Annotated in this window: 24 protein-coding genes; 15 read left to right on the top strand and 9 right to left on the bottom strand. The window is 39.8% G+C overall.

Annotated features, from left to right (window positions below; translation table 11 throughout):
- Positions 1 to 179: 179 nt before the first annotated feature.
- Together serS and frr are read left to right on the top strand one after the other, a co-directional pair.
- A complete protein-coding gene (gene serS, locus L2567_RS18020) occupies positions 180 to 1,457 on the top strand; it encodes a serine--tRNA ligase (RefSeq protein WP_235299218.1) in 1,278 nt (425 codons plus the stop codon).
- A gap of 35 nt (positions 1,458 to 1,492) precedes the next feature.
- Positions 1,493 to 2,062, top strand: coding sequence for a ribosome recycling factor (gene frr, locus L2567_RS18015; RefSeq protein ID WP_235299217.1), 570 nt, complete (start codon positions 1,493 to 1,495; stop codon positions 2,060 to 2,062).
- On the opposite strand, the gene L2567_RS18010 is transcribed toward frr, so the two are convergent.
- Both L2567_RS18010 and L2567_RS18005 read right to left on the bottom strand, forming a co-directional pair.
- Positions 2,059 to 2,859, bottom strand: a complete 801-nt coding sequence (locus L2567_RS18010; protein ID WP_235299216.1) for a hypothetical protein — start codon at positions 2,857 to 2,859, stop codon at positions 2,059 to 2,061. The genes frr and L2567_RS18010 overlap by 4 nt on opposite strands.
- Positions 2,834 to 3,610, bottom strand: coding sequence for a UDP-2,3-diacylglucosamine diphosphatase (locus L2567_RS18005; RefSeq protein WP_235299215.1), 777 nt, complete (start codon positions 3,608 to 3,610; stop codon positions 2,834 to 2,836). Before L2567_RS18005 ends, L2567_RS18010 begins: the two co-directional genes overlap by 26 nt.
- A gap of 72 nt (positions 3,611 to 3,682) precedes the next feature.
- Between L2567_RS18005 and L2567_RS18000 the strand changes: the two genes are divergently transcribed.
- The 7 genes from L2567_RS18000 to L2567_RS17970 all read left to right on the top strand — a co-directional run bounded on the left by L2567_RS18000 (position 3,683) and on the right by L2567_RS17970 (position 10,820).
- The gene (locus L2567_RS18000) at positions 3,683 to 4,348 is read left to right on the top strand and encodes a GDSL-type esterase/lipase family protein (protein ID WP_235299214.1); all 666 of its coding nucleotides are present in this window, start codon (positions 3,683 to 3,685) and stop codon (positions 4,346 to 4,348) included.
- Positions 4,349 to 4,399: 51 nt separating this feature from the next.
- The gene (locus tag L2567_RS17995) at positions 4,400 to 5,449 is read left to right on the top strand and encodes an isocitrate/isopropylmalate dehydrogenase family protein (RefSeq protein WP_235299213.1); all 1,050 of its coding nucleotides are present in this window, start codon (positions 4,400 to 4,402) and stop codon (positions 5,447 to 5,449) included.
- On the top strand, positions 5,446 to 6,081 hold the full coding sequence (locus tag L2567_RS17990) for a cyclase family protein (RefSeq protein ID WP_235299212.1): 636 nt from the start codon (positions 5,446 to 5,448) through the stop codon (positions 6,079 to 6,081). Before L2567_RS17995 ends, L2567_RS17990 begins: the two co-directional genes overlap by 4 nt.
- A gap of 1 nt (position 6,082) precedes the next feature.
- Positions 6,083 to 7,414 (top strand): four-carbon acid sugar kinase family protein, encoded by a 1,332-nt coding sequence (locus L2567_RS17985; protein ID WP_235299211.1) that lies wholly within the window; start codon positions 6,083 to 6,085, stop codon positions 7,412 to 7,414.
- A complete protein-coding gene (locus L2567_RS17980; RefSeq protein WP_235299210.1) occupies positions 7,411 to 8,655 on the top strand; it encodes an MFS transporter in 1,245 nt (414 codons plus the stop codon). The genes L2567_RS17985 and L2567_RS17980 overlap by 4 nt, the downstream gene beginning before the upstream one ends.
- A complete protein-coding gene (locus L2567_RS17975) occupies positions 8,648 to 9,637 on the top strand; it encodes a Gfo/Idh/MocA family protein (protein ID WP_235299209.1) in 990 nt (329 codons plus the stop codon). The genes L2567_RS17980 and L2567_RS17975 overlap by 8 nt, the downstream gene beginning before the upstream one ends.
- 91 nt (positions 9,638 to 9,728) lie before the next feature.
- Entirely contained in the window at positions 9,729 to 10,820 is a 1,092-nt protein-coding gene (locus tag L2567_RS17970; protein WP_235299208.1) for a TlpA family protein disulfide reductase, read from the top strand.
- A gap of 5 nt (positions 10,821 to 10,825) precedes the next feature.
- On the opposite strand, the gene L2567_RS17965 is transcribed toward L2567_RS17970, so the two are convergent.
- The 7 genes from L2567_RS17965 to xerD all read right to left on the bottom strand — a co-directional run bounded on the left by L2567_RS17965 (position 10,826) and on the right by xerD (position 16,592).
- Positions 10,826 to 11,875, bottom strand: a complete 1,050-nt coding sequence (locus L2567_RS17965; protein WP_235299207.1) for a DmpA family aminopeptidase — start codon at positions 11,873 to 11,875, stop codon at positions 10,826 to 10,828.
- A gap of 130 nt (positions 11,876 to 12,005) precedes the next feature.
- Positions 12,006 to 12,356, bottom strand: coding sequence for a hypothetical protein (locus L2567_RS17960; RefSeq protein ID WP_235299205.1), 351 nt, complete (start codon positions 12,354 to 12,356; stop codon positions 12,006 to 12,008).
- Complete coding sequence (locus tag L2567_RS17955) at positions 12,353 to 12,619, bottom strand: hypothetical protein (protein ID WP_235299204.1); 267 nt, start codon at positions 12,617 to 12,619, stop codon at positions 12,353 to 12,355. Before L2567_RS17955 ends, L2567_RS17960 begins: the two co-directional genes overlap by 4 nt.
- Positions 12,612 to 13,361, bottom strand: coding sequence for an LPS export ABC transporter ATP-binding protein (lptB, locus tag L2567_RS17950; RefSeq protein ID WP_235299203.1), 750 nt, complete (start codon positions 13,359 to 13,361; stop codon positions 12,612 to 12,614). The genes L2567_RS17955 and lptB overlap by 8 nt, the downstream gene beginning before the upstream one ends.
- Positions 13,362 to 13,370: 9 nt before the next feature.
- On the bottom strand, positions 13,371 to 14,888 hold the full coding sequence (locus L2567_RS17945) for an Ig-like domain-containing protein (RefSeq protein ID WP_235299202.1): 1,518 nt from the start codon (positions 14,886 to 14,888) through the stop codon (positions 13,371 to 13,373).
- Between the two features lie 163 nt (positions 14,889 to 15,051).
- Entirely contained in the window at positions 15,052 to 15,561 is a 510-nt protein-coding gene (locus L2567_RS17940) for a hypothetical protein (RefSeq protein ID WP_235299201.1), read from the bottom strand.
- Positions 15,562 to 15,683: 122 nt separating this feature from the next.
- Positions 15,684 to 16,592: a site-specific tyrosine recombinase XerD gene (gene xerD, locus L2567_RS17935; protein ID WP_235299200.1), complete on the bottom strand. Its 909-nt coding sequence runs from the start codon at positions 16,590 to 16,592 to the stop codon at positions 15,684 to 15,686.
- A gap of 108 nt (positions 16,593 to 16,700) precedes the next feature.
- Here xerD and L2567_RS17930 point away from each other — a divergent pair, with 108 nt between their 5' ends.
- The 6 genes from L2567_RS17930 to L2567_RS17905 all read left to right on the top strand — a co-directional run bounded on the left by L2567_RS17930 (position 16,701) and on the right by L2567_RS17905 (position 22,643).
- Positions 16,701 to 18,284, top strand: a complete 1,584-nt coding sequence (locus L2567_RS17930; protein WP_235299199.1) for a peptide chain release factor 3 — start codon at positions 16,701 to 16,703, stop codon at positions 18,282 to 18,284.
- A gap of 68 nt (positions 18,285 to 18,352) precedes the next feature.
- Positions 18,353 to 19,159 (top strand): pyrroline-5-carboxylate reductase, encoded by an 807-nt coding sequence (gene proC / locus L2567_RS17925; RefSeq protein ID WP_235299198.1) that lies wholly within the window; start codon positions 18,353 to 18,355, stop codon positions 19,157 to 19,159.
- A gap of 13 nt (positions 19,160 to 19,172) precedes the next feature.
- Entirely contained in the window at positions 19,173 to 19,688 is a 516-nt protein-coding gene (locus L2567_RS17920) for a DinB family protein (protein ID WP_235299197.1), read from the top strand.
- A gap of 102 nt (positions 19,689 to 19,790) precedes the next feature.
- Entirely contained in the window at positions 19,791 to 21,851 is a 2,061-nt protein-coding gene (locus tag L2567_RS17915; protein ID WP_235299196.1) for a heparinase II/III domain-containing protein, read from the top strand.
- 12 nt (positions 21,852 to 21,863) lie between these two features.
- A complete protein-coding gene (locus L2567_RS17910) occupies positions 21,864 to 22,199 on the top strand; it encodes a cupin domain-containing protein (protein WP_235299195.1) in 336 nt (111 codons plus the stop codon).
- Positions 22,200 to 22,244: 45 nt separating this feature from the next.
- Entirely contained in the window at positions 22,245 to 22,643 is a 399-nt protein-coding gene (locus L2567_RS17905) for a DUF2231 domain-containing protein (RefSeq protein ID WP_235299194.1), read from the top strand.
- Positions 22,644 to 22,722: the final 79 nt, after the last annotated feature.

Genomic DNA, 22,722 nt, shown 5'->3' with positions numbered 1-22,722 from the left:
CTCGAAGTAAGTGGAATAAATATTAATAGGAAATTAATCGAATACCTAGTGGTATTGGTTTGCGTGGCAAAAATACACTTATATTTCGAATTACACACTGTTAAAGTGATTTTAATTTACAAAACGGACCAATTATTAGATTAATCTGTAATTTCGTCCTCTTAAATTGAACACAGTATATGTTAGAGGTAAATAAGATAGAGGAGCAACAGGAAAGAATTAAAGAAAGCCTTAAAAAGCGAAATTGGAGTGCAACCAAAATCGCCCTGGTAGATGAAGCCATTGACCTAAACCATCGAAGAAAAGATCTGCAAACTGAGGTTGATCAAAAGAAATCTGAATTGAACAACCTGTCTAAGGAGATAGGAAATTTGTTTAAAAGTGGGAAGAAAGAGGAGGCCAATGAGCTCAGATCGAAGGTCAGTGATCTCAAAGCAGATGCAGATGAAAAAGAGGCTGAAATGAACCAGGTCATTAATCTTCTCGAGGATGCCTTATTGTCTATTCCGAATACATTACATGAAAGTGTTCCTGCGGGAAGTTCAGAAGAGGATAATGAAGTTTACAAAGATTATGAGGGAATTTTGCCGAATATGGGTGATCAAGCTCTTCCTCATTGGGAGTTAGCGGAAAAATACAACCTTATAGATTTTAAGTTAGGTGCCTTGATTACAGGTTCAGGTTTTCCTTTGTTCAGAGGTAAAGGTTCCAGACTACAAAGAGCTTTAATCACTTACTTCCTGGACGAGGCTGCTAAAGCTGGATTTGAAGAAATCGTTCCGCCGCTATTGGTTAATGAAGAAACAGCGAGAGCAACAGGACAATTACCGGATAAGGAAGGCCAGATGTACCATGTGACCGAGGATAACCTGTATCTCATACCTACGGCTGAAGTTCCTATTACCAATATTTTACGAGGTCAAATCCTGGAAGAGACAGATTTTCCAATTAAGCTGACAGGATACACACCGTGTTTTAGAAGGGAGGCAGGTTCTTATGGAGCTGATGTTAAAGGATTAAACAGGGTTCATCAGTTTGACAAAGTAGAAATCGTACAAATTGAACATCCGGACAGGTCATATGATACGCTCCATCAGATGGTAGAACATGTAGAAGGCTTATTAAAAAGCCTGGAACTGCCATATCGTATTCTCAGACTCTGTGGAGGAGACACCGGATTTACATCAGCTTTGACCTATGATTTCGAAGTTTATTCCGCCGCACAAAAACGCTGGTTAGAAGTAAGCTCGGTATCTAATTTTGAAACGTTTCAATCAAATCGGCTAAAATTGCGTTACAAAGATAACGAAGGTAAAAAGCGCCTGGCACACACCTTAAATGGAAGTGCCTTAGCGCTGGCCCGCATTATTGCTTGCATTCTTGAAAACAATCAAAATGAAACCGGAATAAAAATGCCTGCAGTGCTGGTGGACTATTTAGGCTTCGAAAGAATCTAGAAAATTATTTATATTAGAATCAAATTTTTCGAATTATGAGTGAAGAAATGAATGTTGACGAAAAGATGATCGATGGAGAAGGTGAAATGGAACATGCTTTAGATCATTTAAAATCTGAATTGTCAAAGATCAGAGCAGGTAAAGCCTCACCCGCTATGTTATCCAGTATTATGGTGGACTACTATGGTTCATCGACGCCATTGATGCAGGTGTCTAATGTCAATACCGCCGACTCCAGAACCATTACCATTCAACCTTGGGAGAAAAGCATGTTGGCACCCATCGAAAGGGCAATCTTTGAGGCCAATCTCGGACTTACCCCTATGAATGACGGAGAATTTGTCAGAATTAACATTCCACCATTGACTGAAGAAAGAAGAAAACAATTGGTGAAGCAAGCTAAAAACGAAGGCGAAGAAACCAAGATTTCTATTAGAAGTGCCCGACATAAGATGCTTGATTTTATCAAGAAAGAGGTGAAAGCAGGTTATCCTGAAGATGCGGGCAAACGAAAAGAAGAAGATGTTGAGAACTTGACTAAAAAGTATTACAAAAAAGTAGATCAATTGATAGAAGCTAAGGAAGAAGACATCATGACAGTCTAATCAATAGACGTCTTTTTCATACAGTTGTTCTCCAGGTAGAAAATATTTTGATTAAAAATATATGCGGTCTTCACTTTTAGTGAGACCGTTTTTATTTCCCTTTCTTCCGCAAATGCATTGTCCAGCAGCAGCCGATAGATCGCGCCTTGTTTCATATAATACATGCGGTTTTTATCGAGAAAAACTGAGCTTATATCCCCGGGTATAAAGTTGCTGAAGGTTCCAAAGTTGTCAAATACCGCAATCCCATTGCCCTCTTCCACCAAATAAACCATGTTGTTGTGCTCAATAATGTAGTCTGGCTGAATATTCAATCGGTGATAGCTTTCAAGTGGATTGGATTCAAGTAGGAGTTTATTATTTCTTGAAATCTTCTTTAGTCTGTAGTCCAGACCATCATAAATCCACAGATTATTATCCCTCGAACTTCCAATAGCTAAAATGTTAAGTTCACCTTCATATCGAGCCAATTCAGAAAGGGTGTCGTCTACATAGACGACCTTTTGAAATCCGTCAAAAAAGATCGCGATTTTTTTCGGGTTGGTCACATCGATATAAGAAATATCACCTAAAGTGTTGTTATAGTATTCAAATTGCAAATTGAGGTTCTGGTCATAAAGCCTAAGCCTGTTTTTGAAGTCAATGGTGTAAATACTACCAAACAGATCTACCTTAAAATCGCGAACAGGGTAGTCGATCAGGGAACAATTAAAGTCCTCGATAACCTGCTTAGATGTTGTACACCCAGTCAGGAATAGGACCAGGATAAAACTAAGGATATATTTTCCCTTCTTCATTTTCAAAAAATAAAAGATTTAATTCATTTCCGTCGAATCGAGCATAACTGTATTGAGTCAGCCAGTCTCCAAGGTTAATATATCTTGTTTTTTGATCGGAAAGTAGATAATCTATCGGTAAATGCCGATGACCAAAAACAAAATAATCTACAGTATTATTTTTAATGTAAGTTTCACAAAACCTCACCAACCATTCCCGGTCAGGACCCAGGAACTCCAGTTCTTCCATATGGGTCTTCTCTCTGCTTTTCTTACTTAGTTTCCGCATGATTCGAAGACCGATGTTGGGATGAATGGCACCGTACATCTTCTGAAGAACCGGATTGGTGAAAATCTTCTTAATGGTTTTGTATTTCTTGTCTCCTGGCCCCAGTCCATCTCCATGACCAAGAAAAAAACTTTTGTCATTGTGAGTGACCCGAATGGGATTTTTATGAACCGGAATATTAAACTCGTCTTCAAAATAACGGAACATCCATATGTCATGATTACCTGTAAAAATTTCAATCTTAATTCCCGAATCTCTTAAATGGGCAATTTTGCCCAAAATTCTAACATAACCTTTCGGGATGACACGGTTATATTCAAACCAATAATCAAATATATCTCCGAGCAAATAAATGGTGTTCGCATCTTTAGAAATCTCATCAAAGAATCGCACCAGCTTTTTCTCCCGTTCTTCGCTGGTCAATGCCCCATCTGTACCCAGGTGAAAATCTGATGCAAAGTATATGATTTCCTTTTCTTTCATTAATGCGGCTAAGGTAAATCATTTTATCTATCTTGTTCAAAGACAAAAATGGTTATTTATAAAAGAGACAGGATGCGAATTTTAATGATGCTGATAATAGGTTTTTGGTTTTATGTCAATGGGGCGGCACAAGACGAATTGAAATGGAAAAAGGAAATCGAACGGTTGACTGCTATAGAAGTTCAAGAAGTAGAAAACGCCGAAGGATTAATTCTTCTGACCGGTAGTTCAAGTGCCAGAATGTGGAAGAACTTTGGGGATGTTTTCCCAAATTATAAGACGGCAAACCATGGATTCGGAGGCTCACAGATGCATGAGTTGTTGTACTATCTGGATGATTTGGTCATCCAGTACAATCCCGATATCATCTTGATTTACGAAGGAGACAATGACCTCTCCGCTGGAAAAACGATTGAGCAAATCATGCTGACCACTGAAGCGGTTGTAGACAAAATTAAGGATGCTTTGCCTGAAGCCGAGATTTACTTCATTTCACCTAAGCCCAGTCTTGCCAGATGGAATCTTGAGCAGGAGTACGTGGACCTGAATGGTAAAATGAAAAGTTATAGTGAGCAAACACAAAATGTCCATTTTATAGATGTTTGGTTTCCGATGTTGAATGAAAATGGAAAGCCCATGGAGGATATATTTATTGAAGATGGCTTACACATGAACCAAAAAGGTTACGAAATCTGGAAAAGTGTGATCCTAAAAAAGGTAGCCCACACTACAGAATAGTTGATTCAAGTGATGTTGTAACTTTATTTGAAACAAAACGAAAATTCAAAGATGGGTTACAAGATTGCTGTGGTAAATGGCGACGGAATAGGGGAAGAAATAGTACCTGCTGGTGTCAGAGTGCTGGAAGCTACTGCGAAAAAACATGGACTAGATCTTGAATTTCACGAACACGAATGGGGAGCTGGGCATTATTTGAAGCACGGAAGCTTTATGCCTGAAGGTAGCATTGAGGTTATTCAATCATACGATGCGATATTTTTTGGTGCTGTAGGCCTGCCAGAAGTTGATGACCGGCTTCCATTCAAGGATTTCACAAACAAAGTTAGGACCAGCCTAAAGCAATATGTCAATTATCGTCCGGTAAAACTTTTTAGAGGAGTCGAAAGTCCATTGAGAAATAAAACGGAAAAGGATATCGATTTTGTTATTATTCGTGAAAACAATGAGGGTGAGTTTGTGCAGAGTGGTAGAATTTTATATCCTGACGAGCCTCATGGAATGGCAACAGATACTAGTATTTTCACACGAAAAGGTACGGAAAAGGTAGCGCATTATGCTTTCAAGTTAGCGATGAAACGCCATAAGAAATTAACCAATGTGACGAAGTCCAACACATTGATCCATACTTTACATTTTTGGGATACTGTTATTGCTGAAGTAGCTGAAAACTATCCAGAAGTAGAATATCAAAAAATGTATGTGGACAACGCATCCGCCAGTTTTGTATTGAGACCAGAATGTTTTGATGTCATTTTAACTACCAATATGATCGGAGATATATTGTCCGACCTGGGAGGCGCTATTATGGGAAGTCTCGGACTAGGTGGAAGTGGAAACATCAATCCTGAAAAAGTGTATCCTTCCATGTTCGAGCCCATTCATGGTTCAGCACCGGATATTAAGGGTCTAAACATCGCGAATCCTATAGGTCAGATATGGTCCGCTTCAATAATGCTGGAGCATTTGGGAGAAAAGAAGGCAGCAGAAAACATGGTAGAAGCTATTCATAGAACCACATCTAATGGACGATTGACAAAGGACCTGGGTGGTGATGCTACTACTACTGAAATCGCAACGCGAATTATTGACCAATTATGAGTGAGCAACGTATTATAGATCTTACGCAAACCTATCAAAATGAAATTAAAGGGGTAGAGATTACTCAGGCAAAATCATTAGATAAAGATGGCTGGAATGCTTCGAATTACACTTTGTATTCACATGTGGGAACCCATATGGATGCGCCATTTCATTTTGGCGTTAATGATCAAACCATTGATCAGATTCCAGTAGCGAGATTTATTACTCCGGCATGGATAGTCAATGCTACAGATGTTGAATCTAAAGGTCTGATAGAGGTCAGACATCTGGGTGCACTTTTAGCTGAATTTAAACAGGGAGAGAGTTTGATCATTAAAACTGGTTGGTCTTCGAAATGGGGAACAGACTCCTATAGAGACGATTTGCCTAGAATCAGTAAAGCGTTTGCTGAATGGTGTGTTATCAATAAAGTTAATATCCTGGCAGTAGAACCACCTTCAGTTGCAGATGTACATAATTTAGCAGAAGTTACAGAGATACATCAAATTCTATTGGGAGGTGATGTCATCATATTAGAAGGATTGACCAATGTACAAGCCCTCTCTACCAGAAAAGTTACATTGATTGCTATGCCTTTAAAGATCAAGAATGGTGATGGAGCGCCAGCGAGAGTAGTAGCCATACAATAATATGGAAGCACTTTTATCATCTATCAAAGAGGGCAAAAAACTCCCCAATCTGTATCTGGAGATCAGAGACCACCTGGTCCACTCAAAAACAAAAGTTATTGTAATAGATGATGATCCGACTGGATGTCAAACAGTGTATGATGTACCATTAATGACGATTTATAGTCGGGAGGCATTGCAGGCATTTATACATTCGGATAGATCAGTGCTTTTTATCTTGACGAATTCACGAAGCAAGAATGGGAAGGAGGCATTTGCGATCAATAAAAAGATAAAAAATGATGTCGAAACTGTTTCTTTCGAAGAAGGTCTTCAAATATTATATATCTCACGTTCAGACTCTACGTTACGAGGCCATTTTAAAGATGAGGTCAATGCATTGAAAGATCCTCATCAAAAATGTCTCTTTATACCGGCATTTTTCGAAGGAGGGAGGTATACCTTCGAAAATCAGCACTATGTGAGAGAAGGTAATACCTTTCAAAAAGCTTGTGAAACACCCTTTGCTAAAGACCAATCCTTCGGTTATGAAAGTTCTTATCTGCCGACCTATATTTCGGAAAAGCTTGGAGAGCAAGTTGAAGTAGATTTTTTATCCATTGATGAAATTAGAAACACTACTGTTACTGCACTGGCTGAAAAAATCAATGATTCATCATCGGAATTCATAGTTGTAAATGCTGCAGCCTATATTGATCTTCAAAGAATTGCACTGGCTTCTTTGAAAGCAAAGAACAAGTTGCTGTACAGAAGTTCGGCTTCTTTTGTCAATGCACTGGGAGGTATCAAGCCTCGATCGCCTTTGGATATACAAGATCTTCGCATAGATGGTCATTTTCCAGGCTTAATCATCATTGGTTCATATGTTCCTAAAACCACCAGACAGTTGCAGCAGCTCAGAATGCTCAATGGTCTGAAATTCATTGAAATGCCCACCGAAGCCTTACTTTCTCATAAGGGTATTTTATCTATTAGAGAGGAAGCTAACCATCATCTTGGAAATGGAAATACCACCGTGCTTTATACCAGCAGAACGGCGGTGGATAGCAATGACAAGCAAGAAGCCTTAGAGATCGTAAATCAAGTAGCTGCCGGCGTCGTGAAAGTAGGACAAGGCCTCAGATTATCCATATCCTACCTGATCGCAAAAGGTGGAATAACCTCTAACGATGTGGCGACTGAAGTATTGAGAATCAAGCAAACCAAAGTCTTGGGTCAAGCTATGGCAGGGGTTCCGGTATGGGAAACATCTGATTTCCCATTTATCGTATTTCCTGGAAATGTCGGCGATGACATGACGTTGTATGAACTGGTCAAAAAGCTCGAAAAATGAAACGATATGGATTTTTTATTGGTACATTTTTAATTACGATATTATTATATGTAGACCGAGCTTGTATTTCTTCTGCCAAAGAAGCCATTAGTGGAGATTTGGGTCTATCTGATACGCAGATGGGGTGGGTTTTGAGTGCCTTTGCGCTCGGATATGCTTTATTTCAAGTGCCGGGAGGTGCCTTTGGAGACAAATATGGCCCCAGAAAGGTGCTCAGTGCCATTATTGGACTATGGTCACTGTTCACCGCACTTACTGGCCTGGCCTGGAGTTTTGTTTCCATGGTATTTTTCAGGTTTATTTTTGGTGCGGGAGAAGCCGGAGCATTTCCTACGATTTCAAGAGCTGCATTTTCATGGGTGCCTTTAAATGAGCGAGGTATTTTTCAGGGTATCAACTTCTCGGGCTCAAGGCTTGGGGCGGCATTTGCATTGCCCTTGGTGGCCTTCCTGATATCCAGTTGGGGCTGGCAAAACATTTTCTTCTTTTTTGGGGCAATCGGTATTTTATTTGCAATCATTTTTTACATCATTTTCAGGGACAAACCTGAAGACCATCCAGCTTTGAGTCAAGATGAAAAGGCATACATCATGAGTAATCGCCAAAAAGAAAAAGTGATCAAAAGCGAACCGCTGGCTTTAAGTAAGATTTTATCCAAGTCAAATATGTGGTTGGCTATGGGTCAGTATGTCGGTAGCAATTTCATATTTTTCTTTACACTCACCTGGCTTTTCCCATTCATAAAGCAGAAGTATGAACTGGATCTTGTCAATGCTGGTTTTTATGCCATGCTGCCATTGATAGGTGGTGCGATTGGAAACTGGGTTTCAGGGGCAATGGTGGACGCTATTTACAAGCGTGGTCATTTTCGAAGATCAAGACAAGTGCCTGCTATCATTGGGTTTACCCTGGTGATTGTCGGCGTCCTGTCCAGTCTTTCTATGGATACAATACTGAGTGCGGTACTGTGCCTGACCATTGCTATTTTTGGAGCAGACATGACGCTGAGTCCTTCGTGGTCCTTCTGTATGGACATAGGCGAGGAAGATTCTGGCAAAGTAAGTGGGATGATGAATATGGCTGGAAATATTGGTGCATTTACAACTGGATTGGCCTTTCCTTATCTGATGGAATGGACAGGCTCTAACAATACCTTCTTCTATGTTGCTGCTGCATTGGGAGCATTGGCAATTGTATGCTGGTTATTTATGGATCCCAATAAAAAAGTAAGTGATGCTTAAAGGGGCGTGTATAGGGGCCGGATATTTTAGTACCTTTCATTTTGATGCCTGGAAAAGGATAGAAGGGATCGAAATAGTAGCGATTTGTGATAAGAATCTGGAAAGGGCTGAGAATGTGGCAGGTCAATTTGGATTTAAAAATGCTTACGCAGATGTGCAGACCATGTTTGAAAAGGAAGAAATTGATTTTGTTGATATTATTACTCCGCCTGAAACGCATCATGAATTGATACAAGCGGCCATCAATGCGGGAATCGATATCATTTGCCAAAAACCATTGGCCACTGATTTTAAAAATGCAGAAAAGATAGCCGGTTTGGTTGCCCAGTCTAAAGTGCGCTTCATGGTTCATGAAAACTGGAGGTGGCAACCATGGTATCGAGAAATCAGGAAGTTACTTGTAGAAGAGGAGATCATCGCCATACACCATAGAATGAGAATGGGTGATGGTTGGCAAGTGGATGCCTATCTTAACCGCCAGCCCTATTTTAGGAAAATGGATAGGTTACTCATACATGAGACCGGCATCCATTTCATTGATACTTTTAGATTTTTAGCTGGAGAAATCAAGAATGTACAGGCAACTTTCCGAAGACTCAATAAAAATATCAAGGGCGAAGACTTTGCCTGGGTCCAATTTGAATTTGAATCAGGTGCGTTGGGTTTTTACGATGCGAACAGATACAATGAAAGCCGGGCAAGAAATCCGAGACTAACATTCGGGGAGATGTTGGTGGAAACGAGAAGTGGATCTATTCGCTTGTACGAAGATGGAAGGCTTACTGTTCAGAAACTGGGTCAAGGTGAGTTAGAGCATCAATATCATTTTGAGGACAGAGGTTTTGCCGGAGACTCTGTTCTATTTACGCAGCAACACTTTATTGATGGTCTGAAAAATAATGCTGAATTTGAGACCAACCTACCAGATTATATGAAGAGTTTGAAGGTGGAAGAAGAAATTTATCAATCAGCTGCCCGGTAAGTATTTTTTTATTTAGACGAAAAAGAGGGTTCCAAGGTATGCAATACGATTTAAGATTAGTCGTTCCGATACAATAGAAGCCAAAATCTAAATGCATAAACATTTTATTCTCTTCTTTTTCCTTTTGTTCAACAAATCAAACTTCGCACAAAATACCATTGATCTGATAGATACGGTAATTACTGATCAGCGTGTGACCATGACGCTTTCTCAATCAAGCCCTTTTACTCCCGAAATAGATAGCCTAGTAGATCATCGCCATCAAGAGATTCGGACATATGTCTCAAATATTAGGACATTTGTCCCCGACTCTTTGGTGGTTAATGCTGTACATTATGACAGCAATTACTTGTACACTTTTATTGATCTTCAAAGCCAGGAGAAGAAGGTTTGCGTTCAGAACAAAGCAGGATCATTTGATACATTTGCGGTAAAGGATACCATGAGATTGCGCTTTAATAGCAGATTACCAGGTATTGAAGACTTCGAATTCAAAGTCGAAGTGGATGATATTACAGAAAGTACGGTTACTTTTCAGTTTTTAGAATCTCAATATGCATACATTGAAGAACTGGACAAGTATGTGACAGTTTGGCCATTTATTCCGGGAAGTTATATTGATTTAGATGATAAAGTCCAGTTACATGAAGCTTATTCTGAATTGATTTGGTTGCAAAAGGAAGCACCGTTGGATTCTAATAAACAAATCAGATTTTACGACTATGACTATTTAAACAGAAAGATTTCCTATCAGATATCTCCATTGGATTCAGCCTTGATAAGTCATCGAACCAATACCTACGTTGATTCGTTATTGGTGCCTCGCGGAAAAGCTTTTTTGCTTTATTTCGGTGGTGAATGGTGTAGGCATTGCAGAGAAAATTTACCTCTTTTGAAGAAAGCAAGCCTTCATGCTGGGAAACATGATGTCCATACCCTAGCGATCCTAACCCATACCAGGTACAACTTAAAGGAAACAAAGGATTACTATAATCGACATTTATTTCCCATAGACAGTAAGATCATTCCGCTAACAGATTCTCTTCTTCACGAATTAAAGATCACCTATTATCCTTCTTATATTTTGGTGGATAAAAGCGGATTAATATGGTTTAGATCGGATGTTAAGGGTGATGATTATCACCATGAGCTGTATCAATTAATTACTCGTTTAAATGACTAATTATTTTACTTATCCTTGATCAATTTCAGGATGTCCTCCACCGGCAGGGCTTTCCTAACATGTCCATCTACTCCTGTCATGTCTTCTGCCGCAAAGAGTGAATTTAAAATGGCTTCTTCCGTAGCTTCGATAACGGCAAGAAATAAGCCGGAGACTTCGTCGTTTCGCAAGTATTGATTATGATTGATAGGATCTTCCGAATGATATGGAATGTAATTTTCCTTGGCATTAGAAACCGCAATTACATAATCTCCACTTCCATTGGACGCAATCCCACCCGTTCTGCCCAGGCCCAGCATAGCCCTTTTAGCAAGCCTTTCCAGATTTCTGGCATCTAGTGGAGCATCTGTGATGACCACGATCATACAAGAACCATCTGCGTCGTATTGGTATCTGCGTGAATATTGGTCAAGCACTTTACCGATGGGTGTTCCATTCAATGTGAATACGCCACCAAAGTTGGTTTGTACCAAAACGCCGACCGTATAACCACCCTGACTTTTTGGCAATACTCGTGATGAAGTGCCGATACCTCCTTTATAACCGAAACAGGTTGTGCCGGTTCCTGCACCCACATTGCCCTCTTTTACCTGTCCAGTTTGGGCACTTTCAATGGCCTCTAACACATGTCCCTCTTTCACGGCTCTTTGTCTGATATCATTTAGGTATCCATCATTGGTCTCACCAACCACTGGATTGACAGATCTGACACTTTTATTTTCAGGCTGATCTAAGGTGTAAGTAATTAAGGCATTAGCGGCAGTTGGCACACTAAGTGTATTGGTAAGTATGATGGGCGTTTCAAGATTTCCCAACTCTTTCACCTGTGAATAACCCATCAATTTTCCAAAACCATTTCCCAGATAAATGGCCGCCGGAAGCTTGTTCTGAAAAAGGTTTCGATCATGGGGTAAGATTGCCGTCACACCAGTCCGGATATTGCTGCCTTCTATCAAAGTTTTATGACCCACCGAGACACTGGATACATCCGTGATTGCATTCAACTTTCCGGGTCGAAGCACGCCGATTTCGATTCCATAGTCCCTTACTCTCATATTTTGTGCATTCATACCACTTATAAAATCAAATATAAGCAGGACAACAGTGAGTAACGATAGGCTTTTCTTCAAAGTTTGATACACCATTGTTTTCTTTAAAATTAGTAAATATGTGGTAAAGTAGAAACTACTTAGGAGGCTTTTCAGTCAGGCTATCTCCTAAAATAGGCTTGATTGGTGTACTATCCAACTTTAAGGTGTCAAATGGTTTTGCAGGCTTAGCTGGTTTTCCGGGAGCTCTGAGGCTATCGCCAATATTAAAATTGACTTGTCTATAAATGATGGAGTCAACATATCGCTCTGCCTTGTTCACAATTTCAGTTCTGCATTTTTTCCATTCTTCTGCTCTTCTATCCGCCAGTTTTTCGTCAATGTATTCCTTCATGAGCTGCTGTTGAGACTTCATTGGCACTTTCTGAAAGCTTAGACCCATTAAAAAGATCCCAGACAGCATCAATATTTGTAGTGCAATTTTCATCTTGTCGGAATATACTTTTCAATCTCTTTCAATCTGACTTCTGAGATGCTATCCACAGCTTTATCGAAGGTGCTTTGGTAGGTCAATTGGCAAAGTGAATCTACTTCTTCAATCACAAAGCGAATTTCTGTTCTTAAAATGGAGTCTGCAAGAATCCTGTTTGAAGTGGTCAATTCAGGCTCTTCTTCAGTACAGCCATTGGCATAAAAAACAACCAAAATAATAGCAGAAATAAAAAAGAAATATCCTTTTAAATTATTCATCGTCTACCTGGATATATTTCCTTTTCAACTCAAAGTTCTTACCTAGATATACCTTTCGAACCATCTCATCAGCTGCCAGATCCTCAGCTGATCCGGCTTTCAATATTTTACCCTCAAACATGAGATACGCCCGATCGGTGATGGACAAAGTTTCTTGAACATTATGGTCGGTAATCAAGATGCCGATGTTCTTTTTCTTCAACTTCGCCACGATGTATTGAATGTCTTCCACTGCGATGGGGTCTATTCCGGCAAAGGGCTCGTCAAGCAGTATAAACTTGGGATCAGAGGCCAATGCGCGCGCGATCTCAGTTCTTCTTCGTTCTCCACCCGACAAGGAATCACCCATATTTTTTCTGACCTTATGGAGTGTAAATTCATCGATCAGGCTTTCCATTTTAGCCCGCTGTTCTTCTTTTGAAATACCAGTTAACTCCAGGATAGCCATTAAATTATCCTCAACACTCAACTTTCTGAAAACACTCGGTTCTTGCGGTAGGTATCCGATCCCCCTTTGAGCCCTTTTATACATGGCCAGATCAGTAATCTCCTCATCATTGAGATAAACGTGGCCAGAAAATGGCTTGATGAAACCTACTGTCATGTAGAAAGTGGTCGTTTTACCGGCACCGTTTGGCCCCAGTAAACCTACAATTTCACCTTGTGCTACATTGATGGATACAGAACTCACCACTTCTCTCCTTCCATAGCGTTTGATCAGATTTTCTGTTCTAAGAATCATATCGCGAATTTACGGTTTCCATTCCACTTTTGCTTCCAACTCCCAGTTTTGTCTAAGTTCTTCCAGTTTTGTTTCCTGCCAGACTTCACTTTGAGTTTTTTTCCAATAGTCTCCTGGATCCCATCTTCCATTTTTGTTGGCATCTAACGTCAGTCTTACGCTATATGTTTTGGGCGGTAAAATGTCGAACCTAAATTTCGCCTGGTTTTCTCCGGAGATGAGTCTTCTTCGAATTTCTTTGTCGCCATCCATTAATTGCATGATGTATTGCTGCTCTGCATTAAGACTATCGATGGTTAGGTCAATGATTCCGAATTTTTCCCTGCTTTCAGGAATGACCAGTTCAGTGATTGTATCATTAATGGATCCGTTCACCATTGATACTCCTCCGGGTTCAATGTAGAGTGCCATGGTATCACCGAAAGAGAAATTATATTCAATCTTAACTTTGCGAGGATTCAGGCTGTCCAGAACGATCGATTCTATAGGCCTGATCAAGCTATCTGACAGTTCAAATTTCGAGGAATCAATACTATTTATGGCATAGGGAAACTCAAATTCAATGGGTTGGCCAGGTTCAAGTCCACCATTTCTTTTCAAATTCGATTTACGGTAGTTGAAGGGTTCTATGTCACCGTCAAATACGCGTCTTTTGTAGGTAATGGTATCTTCAAGAATATAAAATGTATCATTGGGTATGCTGTTATCGTGCCACAATATTAAGCTGTCCTTATTAATCTCCGTTAGCCAATAAACAGAATCCCGATAATTACCGACTGTAATATTTATGGGTTGTCCACGAAATTCAAACTTCATTTTAAATGGAGAGAATTCTTCGTCGAGTAGTTCAATAGCCAGTAAGGGTTCGAATATATTTAAGCTCAATGGAGGAGGAGTTGAATCTGTTGTGTAAATGAATGAATCTAGAAAGCCTATGGCTTCTCCTTCATCATACTTCAGATTCAAATTGCCATCATTCAGAACAACCACTTTAAAAGTGTCAGACCTTAGGTTTTGAATTTCGAAGCTGCCTGATTTGTTGGTTTTTGCGAAATAATAAGGAGCTTCTTCGAAAACGATGGAATCGCTGAGTTTATCGTAAAGCATGACATAAACATCTTCTGCCGGCTCACGCGTTAAGTCATCAACGACCTTTCCCGAGATGCTGAGGGAATCAATGACATCACCTGTGCTGAAGACGTATCGAAAGTTGGATAACGGATTGCCTTCATTTAAGTCGACGATAGCATCTCCAAAGTTAATCGTGTAAGTTGTATTTTCTTTCAGTGGTGCATTTTCAGGAAGTTTGATGGTTAATTTTTTACCGCGCTGTATGATTTCAGGTCTGGTGGCCAGAGGAGGAGAATAGACGATCTGCTCAAATGCATTTTTGAGTTGTATAAATTCGTCGAATCTCAAGACTATTTGGTCCAAATCAAAGTTAGTAATGTAATTCGGCGTAGATCTTATAGTGTCCAGTTCCGGCGGTGTTTCATCTTTTTTACCGCCCAAAGGCGCCTTTTGCACAGCACAGGAATAGGTGAGCAAAATAATAAGGGCAACTAATATGGAACTGACTAATTTCAAAACGCCTGCAAACCTAAGTGAAAAATAGATAAGATTGCAGTATAACGCACGTGATCGCATTAAAAATGCTAAAAGAAAGTTAATATCTTTTCAAGTCATTGCTTTATTGTACTAGGCTGGCGAAAAATGTACCTTGTTCATAAGTGGTAAATTCTTGTAATGATGGATGAGCGTTATATTCAAGCTTAAAGCTCATCTCAAAAGTTCCTCTTATGATAGCAGAATCTGAAGATATTTCATCAATAGTGATGAATGCTGGTATAGCTGTTGTGTCAAGCCCGTATGAGCAAAAAACGGCGTCATAGTCTATGCATGCCAATCTGGCATAAGGCTTTGCGTTTTTTTCTTGCAAATCCTTATCATATTCTAATTTATGATCTCCCAGCTGAAAAGGAATATTCGTAAAATTGAATTCCTTCATAAAGTTATGAGAAGTTATTCGTATGCTAATGTTTTTTTTATGTGCACTAAGAAACCGAAAACTGGCTTCCTCTGCAAACCATTCTTCACCGTCCTCTAGAGCACATGAAGCCATATTTTCGCCAATGATGCAAATTTGCTTTTCGCAGGAAAAGAATAATAACATCAAGGAGAATAGATACAGGTTCTTCATATGTGAATTGTTGCTTAGTTCTAACCATTTAGACTGCTTATTTTAGAAAACGGTTGGTTAGGATACATTATTACTATTTATGACAACTGAGTTCTACTGTAAAAAATAGCTTTTAAATGGTTTTATTTTCTATTTCTCGGATGGTGTGTCATCATCACGTCTCTGAGGTACTCAGAATCCAAGTGAGTATAGATTTCCGTAGTCGTGATGCTTTCATGACCCAGCATATCCTGCACAGCTCTTAGATCTGCTCCACCTTCCACTAAGTGAGTGGCAAAGGAGTGCCTGAAAGTATGCGGGCTTACTTTCTTTTTTATTCCAGACTTAATTGTCGCTTGCTTGATGATGGTAAAAAGCATTACTCGGGTCAACATTTTTCCCCGGCGGTTCAGGAAAATGTGATCTTCAAAGCCTTTTTGGATGGTTTTAAGCTTCGATCGGTAATAATTCAGGTAAATTTGAATCTGTTCTATGGCGGCTTCGCCAATAGGTACCAGCCTTTCCTTATTCCCTTTTCCGGTGACCCTGATGAATCCAATGTCAGGAAAGAAATTGGTGATTCTTAAATCGATTAATTCTGAGGCTCTCAGCCCGCTGGCATAAAGGGTTTCCAGCATTGCCCTGTTACGATGTCCATGATCTTCACTTAAATCAATGGATGCGATGATTTGTGTTATTTCTTCATAGCTGAGCACATCAGGGATCTTTCTGGCAAGCCTGGGCCCATCCAGTAGTTCTGACGGATCGTCCTGAATCAAATCCTCTAGCAACAAGTATTTAAAAAAAGCTTTTACACCAGAAATTATTCTTGCCTGTGATCGGGCTCCCAGACCCAATTCATTGACATAAATAATAAATGAAACCAAATCGTTATAATCGAGATGCAGCGGCGTTTTATTGATGTTTTCCTGACTCGCGAAAGAGGCTAGTTTCTGGATATCTTGCTCGTAAGCAATCACGGAATTAGCAGATAATGACCGCTCCAGCTGAAGATAGCTTTTAAAACCAATAATGGAAGATTTCCAGTCCATTGAGCAAATTTAATATATATACTTAAATGGACAGAAAAGTTGGCTGATGTGGAACTGAAAGCTAAATAAAAATCTTCGTACATTTGCAGCCTTAAATTTACGTATGAAATGGGTTTAGTAGCGGAGATCGAAAAGCGTAAAACCTTCGGAATTGTTTCGCATCCGGATGCAGGTAAAACAACACTCACAGAGAAGTTGCTGCTATTCGGAGGGGCAATTCAGGTTGCAGGAGCGGTTAAGTCAAATAAAATAAAGAAGCATGCTACCTCTGACTTTATGGAGATAGAGCGTCAGAGAGGTATTTCTGTTGCAACGTCAGTGATGGCTTTTGAATACAGGGATAAACAGATTAATATTCTGGATACACCCGGACACAAAGACTTTCAGGAAGATACCTATCGAACATTGACTGCAGTTGACAGTGCCATTGTAGTTATAGATGTGGCCAAAGGTGTGGAAGATCAGACTGAAAAACTGGTAGAGGTATGTCGAATGAGAAAAGCGCCTATGATCGTTTTTGTCAACAAGCTCGATAGAGAAGGAAAAGACGGGTTCACGCTTTTGGATGAGATTGAATTAAAACTGAAATTGAGGGTATGTCCACTTTCCTGGCCTATAGGCATGGGACAGCGGTTTAAAGGCGTTTATAATATCTACGAAAAAAGTCTGGTTCTTTTTATGCCACATGGCAAGCAAAGCGAAGATGATGGTGTAGTCGAGTTCGAGGATCTTTCCGACCCGGAATTGGATAAAATCGTTGGAGAAGAATTGGCTGAGGAATTGAGGATGGAGGTCAATATGATAGAAGAAGTATATCCTTCTTTTGATAAGGACGCATATTTACGGGGAGAATTGAGCCCTGTGTTTTTTGGGAGTGCAGTAAACAATTTTGGAGTAAAAGAAATGCTGGATTGCTTTGTAGACATTGCACCGAACCCTTTACCACGAATGACGGAAGAGCGGCCGGTAATTCCCACGGAAAAGAAGTTTACAGGTTTTGTGTTTAAGATTCATGCTAATATGGATCCCAAGCATCGAGACAGAATTGCATTTTTGCGAATTTGCTCCGGTAAGTTTGAAAGAAACACAAATTATCTTCATGTCAGGCAGGGTAAGAAAATGAAATTTCCAAACCCCACAGCATTTATGGCTTCTAAAAAGAGTATACTGGATGAAGCGTATCCCGGAGATATTGTCGGCTTGTACGATTCAGGTAATTTCAAGATAGGAGATACCATGACAGAGGGAGAGGAATTGCATTTTAAAGGAATACCATCATTTTCTCCGGAGCAATTCAGATATGTGAACAATGCCGACCCTATGAAATATAAGCAATTGGAAAAGGGTCTGGATCAATTGATGGATGAAGGTGTGGCACAGTTGTTTACGAAGTTAGAATCCAATAGAAAGATAATCGGAACGGTGGGCGCTCTTCAATTTGAAGTGATTCAATATAGATTGGAGCATGAGTATGGAGCGAAGTGTTCATATGAGCCGATCAATATGTATAAAGCATGTTGGATAAAATATGATGACCCCAAGGCTTTCAAGGCTTTCAAGGATAGAAGAAGAAACGATCTGGCTACGGATAAGGACGGGAATTTGGTTTTTATGGCAGAAACGGCTTGGGCATTGCAAATGGCACAAGACAAGCATCCTGAAATTCAGTTTTTCTTTCAGAATGAAAATTAACAATTGGATCTAGAGTCATGAAAGGTTGAGTTGCAATTCCTGAATAATATAAATCATAAAGCAAAACAATGAAAATACTGATTATCGGAGGTGGAAATATGGGATTGACATTTGCAAAAAGCTTTCTGCACTCTCATATCGTCACACACGATAAAATGCTCATTCTTGAAAAATCACTCAAAAAAGCAGAGGAACTTAAAAAATTAAACATCGGTACGGTGTATGGTGAACCTGGTGATTATATTAAAGAAGCTGATTTATTAATTTTTGCAGTGAAACCCCAGGATACCACAGCTTTGTTTGCAAGCATCAAACCATTTGTAGATCATCAACAGGTAGCTTTGTCGATCATGGCTGGAGTAAAGATAGAGACCATCAGTACCGCGCTGGGTATCAATAAAATCATTAGGGCAATGCCCAATTTGCCTGCTCAGGTGGGAGTAGGCATGACTGCCTTTACATCTTCTGAGGCAGTGACGAGAATCGAATTGGTCATGGTTCAAAACCTACTGAACGCCACTGGCAAAACCATCTATGTGGAAACGGAAAAAGCCATTGACGCGGCTACAGCCATTTCCGGTTCAGGCCCTGCGTATGTATTTTACATCATGCAGGCCATGATTGATTCAGGAAAGAAAATGGGATTCTCACTTTCTGAATCTGAATTGCTGACCTACCAGACTTTTCGGGGTGCCGTTGAATTGTACAACAAGTTTGATTTGTCTTGCGATGAGTGGATCAAAAAAGTATCTTCTCGAGGCGGGACCACTGAAGCGGCATTCAATACATTTCATAACGACGCATTGCACCTAAAATTTCAGGATGGATTAAAGGCGGCACTACGCAGAGCAGAAGAGCTAAGTAAAGGGGATTAAAATACCTTAGTTTATGTTAGATAAATATCATCAAATTTTCATTCAGGATATAAAACGAAGGATTTTCGACGAGAATTGGTCCCGTGTAAATAAGTGCCTTGAAATTTTAAATGAAGAACAGGTTTGGTATAGTCAAAATGAAAATGTAAACAGTGTCGCAAATTTGATCTTACATATTTGCGGTAATCTGAGGCAATACGTGTGCTCGGGTATCTTTCGGGAAAAGGACGTTAGAGATCGTGATCGCGAATTTTCTGCAGAGCCTGGACGATTTGATAAGAAAGAACTAAAATCAATGTTCGCAGAGACAATGGAGGAGCTAGGTGAAAAAATAGAGCTGCTGACTCCAGAAATCTTGACTCAGAATTATAGTGTCCAGGGTTTTCAGGAGTCTGGTATTGCTATAATGATACATATCACAGAACACCTATCATATCACGTAGGCCAGATCACACATATTACCAAATCTTTGGAGAATATAGACACGGGATATTACAAAGGGATAGATCTCAATGCGAAAGATTGTTAACTTCGCTCAAAAGGGTGCTGCTTGCCAATTGGCCCTTCACTAATATTTCACATTCAACTTGTTCAAATTTTATCTACTTTTAGTACCATACACTTTAAGGAGATGAATAAGAAAAATTTCAATGACCTCGTAAGCACTGTATCGCTTATCATACTAATAAGCTTAAATCTTATTGGTCAAAACCCAATTCAAGTAGACTGGAAAGTTAATAAGACACTTGAACATCCGTACCTATTCTTTTCCGAAAATGACATACCAGTACTCCGGCAACGCATAGCTTCTTCCAGTGAGGCTTCAAAAATCATGCAAAAGCTCCAGGTAGAATGCAATCGTCTATTATATACTCCGGTAGGTCATCCACCTCCACAATCTAAGAATCCGAGATACGATGGCGACGGCCAGTACAATTCCTGGATTCGATTGTTGCGCGATGGAATGGTAGAACTTGCTTTCATGTACCAGATGACAAAAGAACAGTGGTATGCAGATAAGGCCTTTGAGTTTGCAGAAGCCTTATGTGATGAACCTAAATGGCTCATCAAAGCCCACGAGTTTCCAATTATTTATGATCGGATATGGCCATGGAATGCACTTAATGACGATGATCAGGTTGTTTTCAACTATGACATCAGAACAGGTGACATTGCATCAGAAATGGCCATGGCATATGACTGGCTCTATTCTGCGCTCAGTAAAAGACAGCGGGATCAGATGCGTGGTGCTATGCTTGAAAAGGCCATACTTTTAGCAAGAAATAATTACGATTACCACTGGTGGTCCACTTCCTATAAATGTAACTGGAATACCATTTGCTGGAGCGGCATGGGTTTAGCATCTATGGCTCTTTTAACAGAAAACCCTGAACTAATCGATGTAGTAATTGAAACTTATAAGAGAAATACGCTATTTCTGAATGAACTTGGAAATGATGGAGGTTGGCAGGAAGGAAGAGGATATTGGGCGTATGGCATGAGGGCTGCGATCTATTATATTGAAGCGATGGACAGATTGTCAGATGGAGTATATAGTCTATATGAACATCCAAAACTTAAAAGCTATCCCGTAGATTTTGCGCTGTATGGACTGACAGGATATTTCGGAGATGGAAAAGGAGATGTGGTAGGATCTACCCATCTGATAAATAAGTTGATAGAAAAAACCAACGATCCTGATGCTGCCTGGTATCGGTCTGAATTAATGGGCAAGGGGAAAGATCTTTTTGATATCATATGGCCTGTCCCGCCAGTCGATCCCATAGAACCTAGCGTGGCCTCCAGACATTTTTCGTCTATTGACTGGGCATTTATGCGGACAGATTTTTTAGACAAAGATCATTTTACAGTTGCGTGCAAAGCAGGGTATAATGATGATCCACATCATGGCCATTTGGACATAGGTCAATTTTCCATTTATTGGAAAGGTCAGTACTTTATCACCGACCATGGCAGAGGTAAGTATGTCTATGATGAAAAGTATTTTAACAATGCGCGTTGGGATTATCCTATCGCTAATAGTGCCGGACATAATGTGGTATATGTCAATGGTGAGCAGCAAATATCTGCCAAGTATAAGGATGAGCCCTGGAAAGAAGGAGTGGGCGGCAAAATTTTAAATTTTAGAACGGCACCTGATTTGGATTATACGTTGATGGATCCCAGCAAGGCCTATCCCGGGAATGAATTGAAATCATGGAAAAGGCATCTGGTTCTGGTGAAGCCAAATGTACTTGTACTTTTGGATGAAGTACATAGCGATGCAAATGCAGAGATAGAAGCCAGGTTTCATCCTGGTGTGAATTTGGAAGTACATCAGAACTTCTCGACACTAAAGGATGATCATGGAAATTTGATGGCCATATTACCATTCAATGGTCAACCTAAAATGGAGTCAGGCAGTCATGCTTATCTACCTGTAAAAAAAGATGCGGAGTTGATTTGGATACCATACATGAGTAGTATTCTTAAAGCTACTAAAACGTCCACCATCATGGGTCATGTCATTGTTCCTGTGGACGATATTGAGCATGCCAGTCAAATTTTAAAGGATATAAGTTTCTCAGATTGTCAGACGAAAAAAAGTAAACGCTTATCTTTCAAGTATCAAAATCAAGATATTGAGTTGACTTTTGAAGAAGGAGAGAATGGACTTGTATTAAAAAAATAAAGATTCACCATTATGCCTGTATTAAAATTTGATGATGTGGAAGCTGAAGTAGTTAGGCCTGGTTTACAGCGTAAAATCATCCACACCGGAGAACTAATGACTGTTTTAATTGACTTTACAGATGGACCCTGGGATGAGAAAGAACCTCCCCATTCTCACCCACATGCTCAGACCTCTTACGTGGCAGAAGGTGAAATCATATTTTATTGTGAAGGCGAAGATGAACAACATCTTAAAAAAGGTGACATGTTCTACGTATATCCCCATAAAAATCATACTGTGAAACTTTTGACCAAACATGTTAGGTTGATTGATAGTTTTTCTCCACTACGAGAAGATTTTTTGTAAGTTCCAAGGACTTAAAACATACATCTCTATTTTAAAATGGAAGCTGTGATTCAATTTCTAGGACGTTTTCACCCCCTAATCGTTCATTTTCCGATTGGGCTACTCATCATTGCCTCCTTTTTTGAAGTGCTTACCTTTGTAGATAGATGGAAGAGTCTGAGAAGCGGTATTGTTCTATTGGTTTATATTGGAACGTTGTCTGCTATTGTTTCTTCTGTCTTTGGATACTTTTTAAGTATTAGCGAAAACTATTCAGGTGAATTGGTTGATTTACACTTCAAACTCGGTATAGCCACCAGCATCTTTTCCATCATCGCCTCTATATTGCTGCTAAATGCATCGAAAACCGGATATAAAAACTTGTGGGGATTCAGGTTAATCTTGTTTGCAACAGTCGTGTGCCCTGAAGTTCCATCGGGTACTAAGTTAATCAAAAGTGGTTAATGGAAATAGATGGAGCATGTTGTAATTGAGATGAAAGACCTCTTCAAAGGTTGGATGGAAAGGAAACGAGCTGACTCCA

It is taken from the genome of Portibacter marinus (assembly GCF_021533195.1).
GTDB lineage: Bacteria > Bacteroidota > Bacteroidia > Chitinophagales > Saprospiraceae > Portibacter > Portibacter marinus.
This window is presented reverse-complemented; position numbering and strand designations above follow the sequence as displayed.

Coding starts and splice junctions, on each gene's coding strand:
- frr (WP_235299217.1), top strand. CDS start 1,493: ATGAGTGAAGAAATGAATGTTGACGAAAAGATGATCGATGGAGAAGGT.
- L2567_RS17910 (WP_235299195.1), top strand. CDS start 21,864: ATGCCTGTATTAAAATTTGATGATGTGGAAGCTGAAGTAGTTAGGCCT.
- proC (WP_235299198.1), top strand. CDS start 18,353: ATGAAAATACTGATTATCGGAGGTGGAAATATGGGATTGACATTTGCA.
- L2567_RS17960 (WP_235299205.1), bottom strand. CDS start 12,356: ATGAAAATTGCACTACAAATATTGATGCTGTCTGGGATCTTTTTAATG.
- L2567_RS17985 (WP_235299211.1), top strand. CDS start 6,083: ATGGAAGCACTTTTATCATCTATCAAAGAGGGCAAAAAACTCCCCAAT.
- serS (WP_235299218.1), top strand. CDS start 180: ATGTTAGAGGTAAATAAGATAGAGGAGCAACAGGAAAGAATTAAAGAA.
- L2567_RS17980 (WP_235299210.1), top strand. CDS start 7,411: ATGAAACGATATGGATTTTTTATTGGTACATTTTTAATTACGATATTA.
- xerD (WP_235299200.1), bottom strand. CDS start 16,592: ATGGACTGGAAATCTTCCATTATTGGTTTTAAAAGCTATCTTCAGCTG.
- L2567_RS17915 (WP_235299196.1), top strand. CDS start 19,791: ATGAATAAGAAAAATTTCAATGACCTCGTAAGCACTGTATCGCTTATC.
- L2567_RS17970 (WP_235299208.1), top strand. CDS start 9,729: ATGCATAAACATTTTATTCTCTTCTTTTTCCTTTTGTTCAACAAATCA.
- L2567_RS17930 (WP_235299199.1), top strand. CDS start 16,701: ATGGGTTTAGTAGCGGAGATCGAAAAGCGTAAAACCTTCGGAATTGTT.
- lptB (WP_235299203.1), bottom strand. CDS start 13,361: ATGATTCTTAGAACAGAAAATCTGATCAAACGCTATGGAAGGAGAGAA.
- L2567_RS18000 (WP_235299214.1), top strand. CDS start 3,683: ATGCGAATTTTAATGATGCTGATAATAGGTTTTTGGTTTTATGTCAAT.
- L2567_RS17995 (WP_235299213.1), top strand. CDS start 4,400: ATGGGTTACAAGATTGCTGTGGTAAATGGCGACGGAATAGGGGAAGAA.
- L2567_RS18005 (WP_235299215.1), bottom strand. CDS start 3,610: ATGAAAGAAAAGGAAATCATATACTTTGCATCAGATTTTCACCTGGGT.
- L2567_RS17975 (WP_235299209.1), top strand. CDS start 8,648: ATGCTTAAAGGGGCGTGTATAGGGGCCGGATATTTTAGTACCTTTCAT.
- L2567_RS17955 (WP_235299204.1), bottom strand. CDS start 12,619: ATGAATAATTTAAAAGGATATTTCTTTTTTATTTCTGCTATTATTTTG.
- L2567_RS17990 (WP_235299212.1), top strand. CDS start 5,446: ATGAGTGAGCAACGTATTATAGATCTTACGCAAACCTATCAAAATGAA.
- L2567_RS17940 (WP_235299201.1), bottom strand. CDS start 15,561: ATGAAGAACCTGTATCTATTCTCCTTGATGTTATTATTCTTTTCCTGC.
- L2567_RS17965 (WP_235299207.1), bottom strand. CDS start 11,875: ATGAGAGTAAGGGACTATGGAATCGAAATCGGCGTGCTTCGACCCGGA.
- L2567_RS18010 (WP_235299216.1), bottom strand. CDS start 2,859: ATGAAGAAGGGAAAATATATCCTTAGTTTTATCCTGGTCCTATTCCTG.
- L2567_RS17920 (WP_235299197.1), top strand. CDS start 19,173: ATGTTAGATAAATATCATCAAATTTTCATTCAGGATATAAAACGAAGG.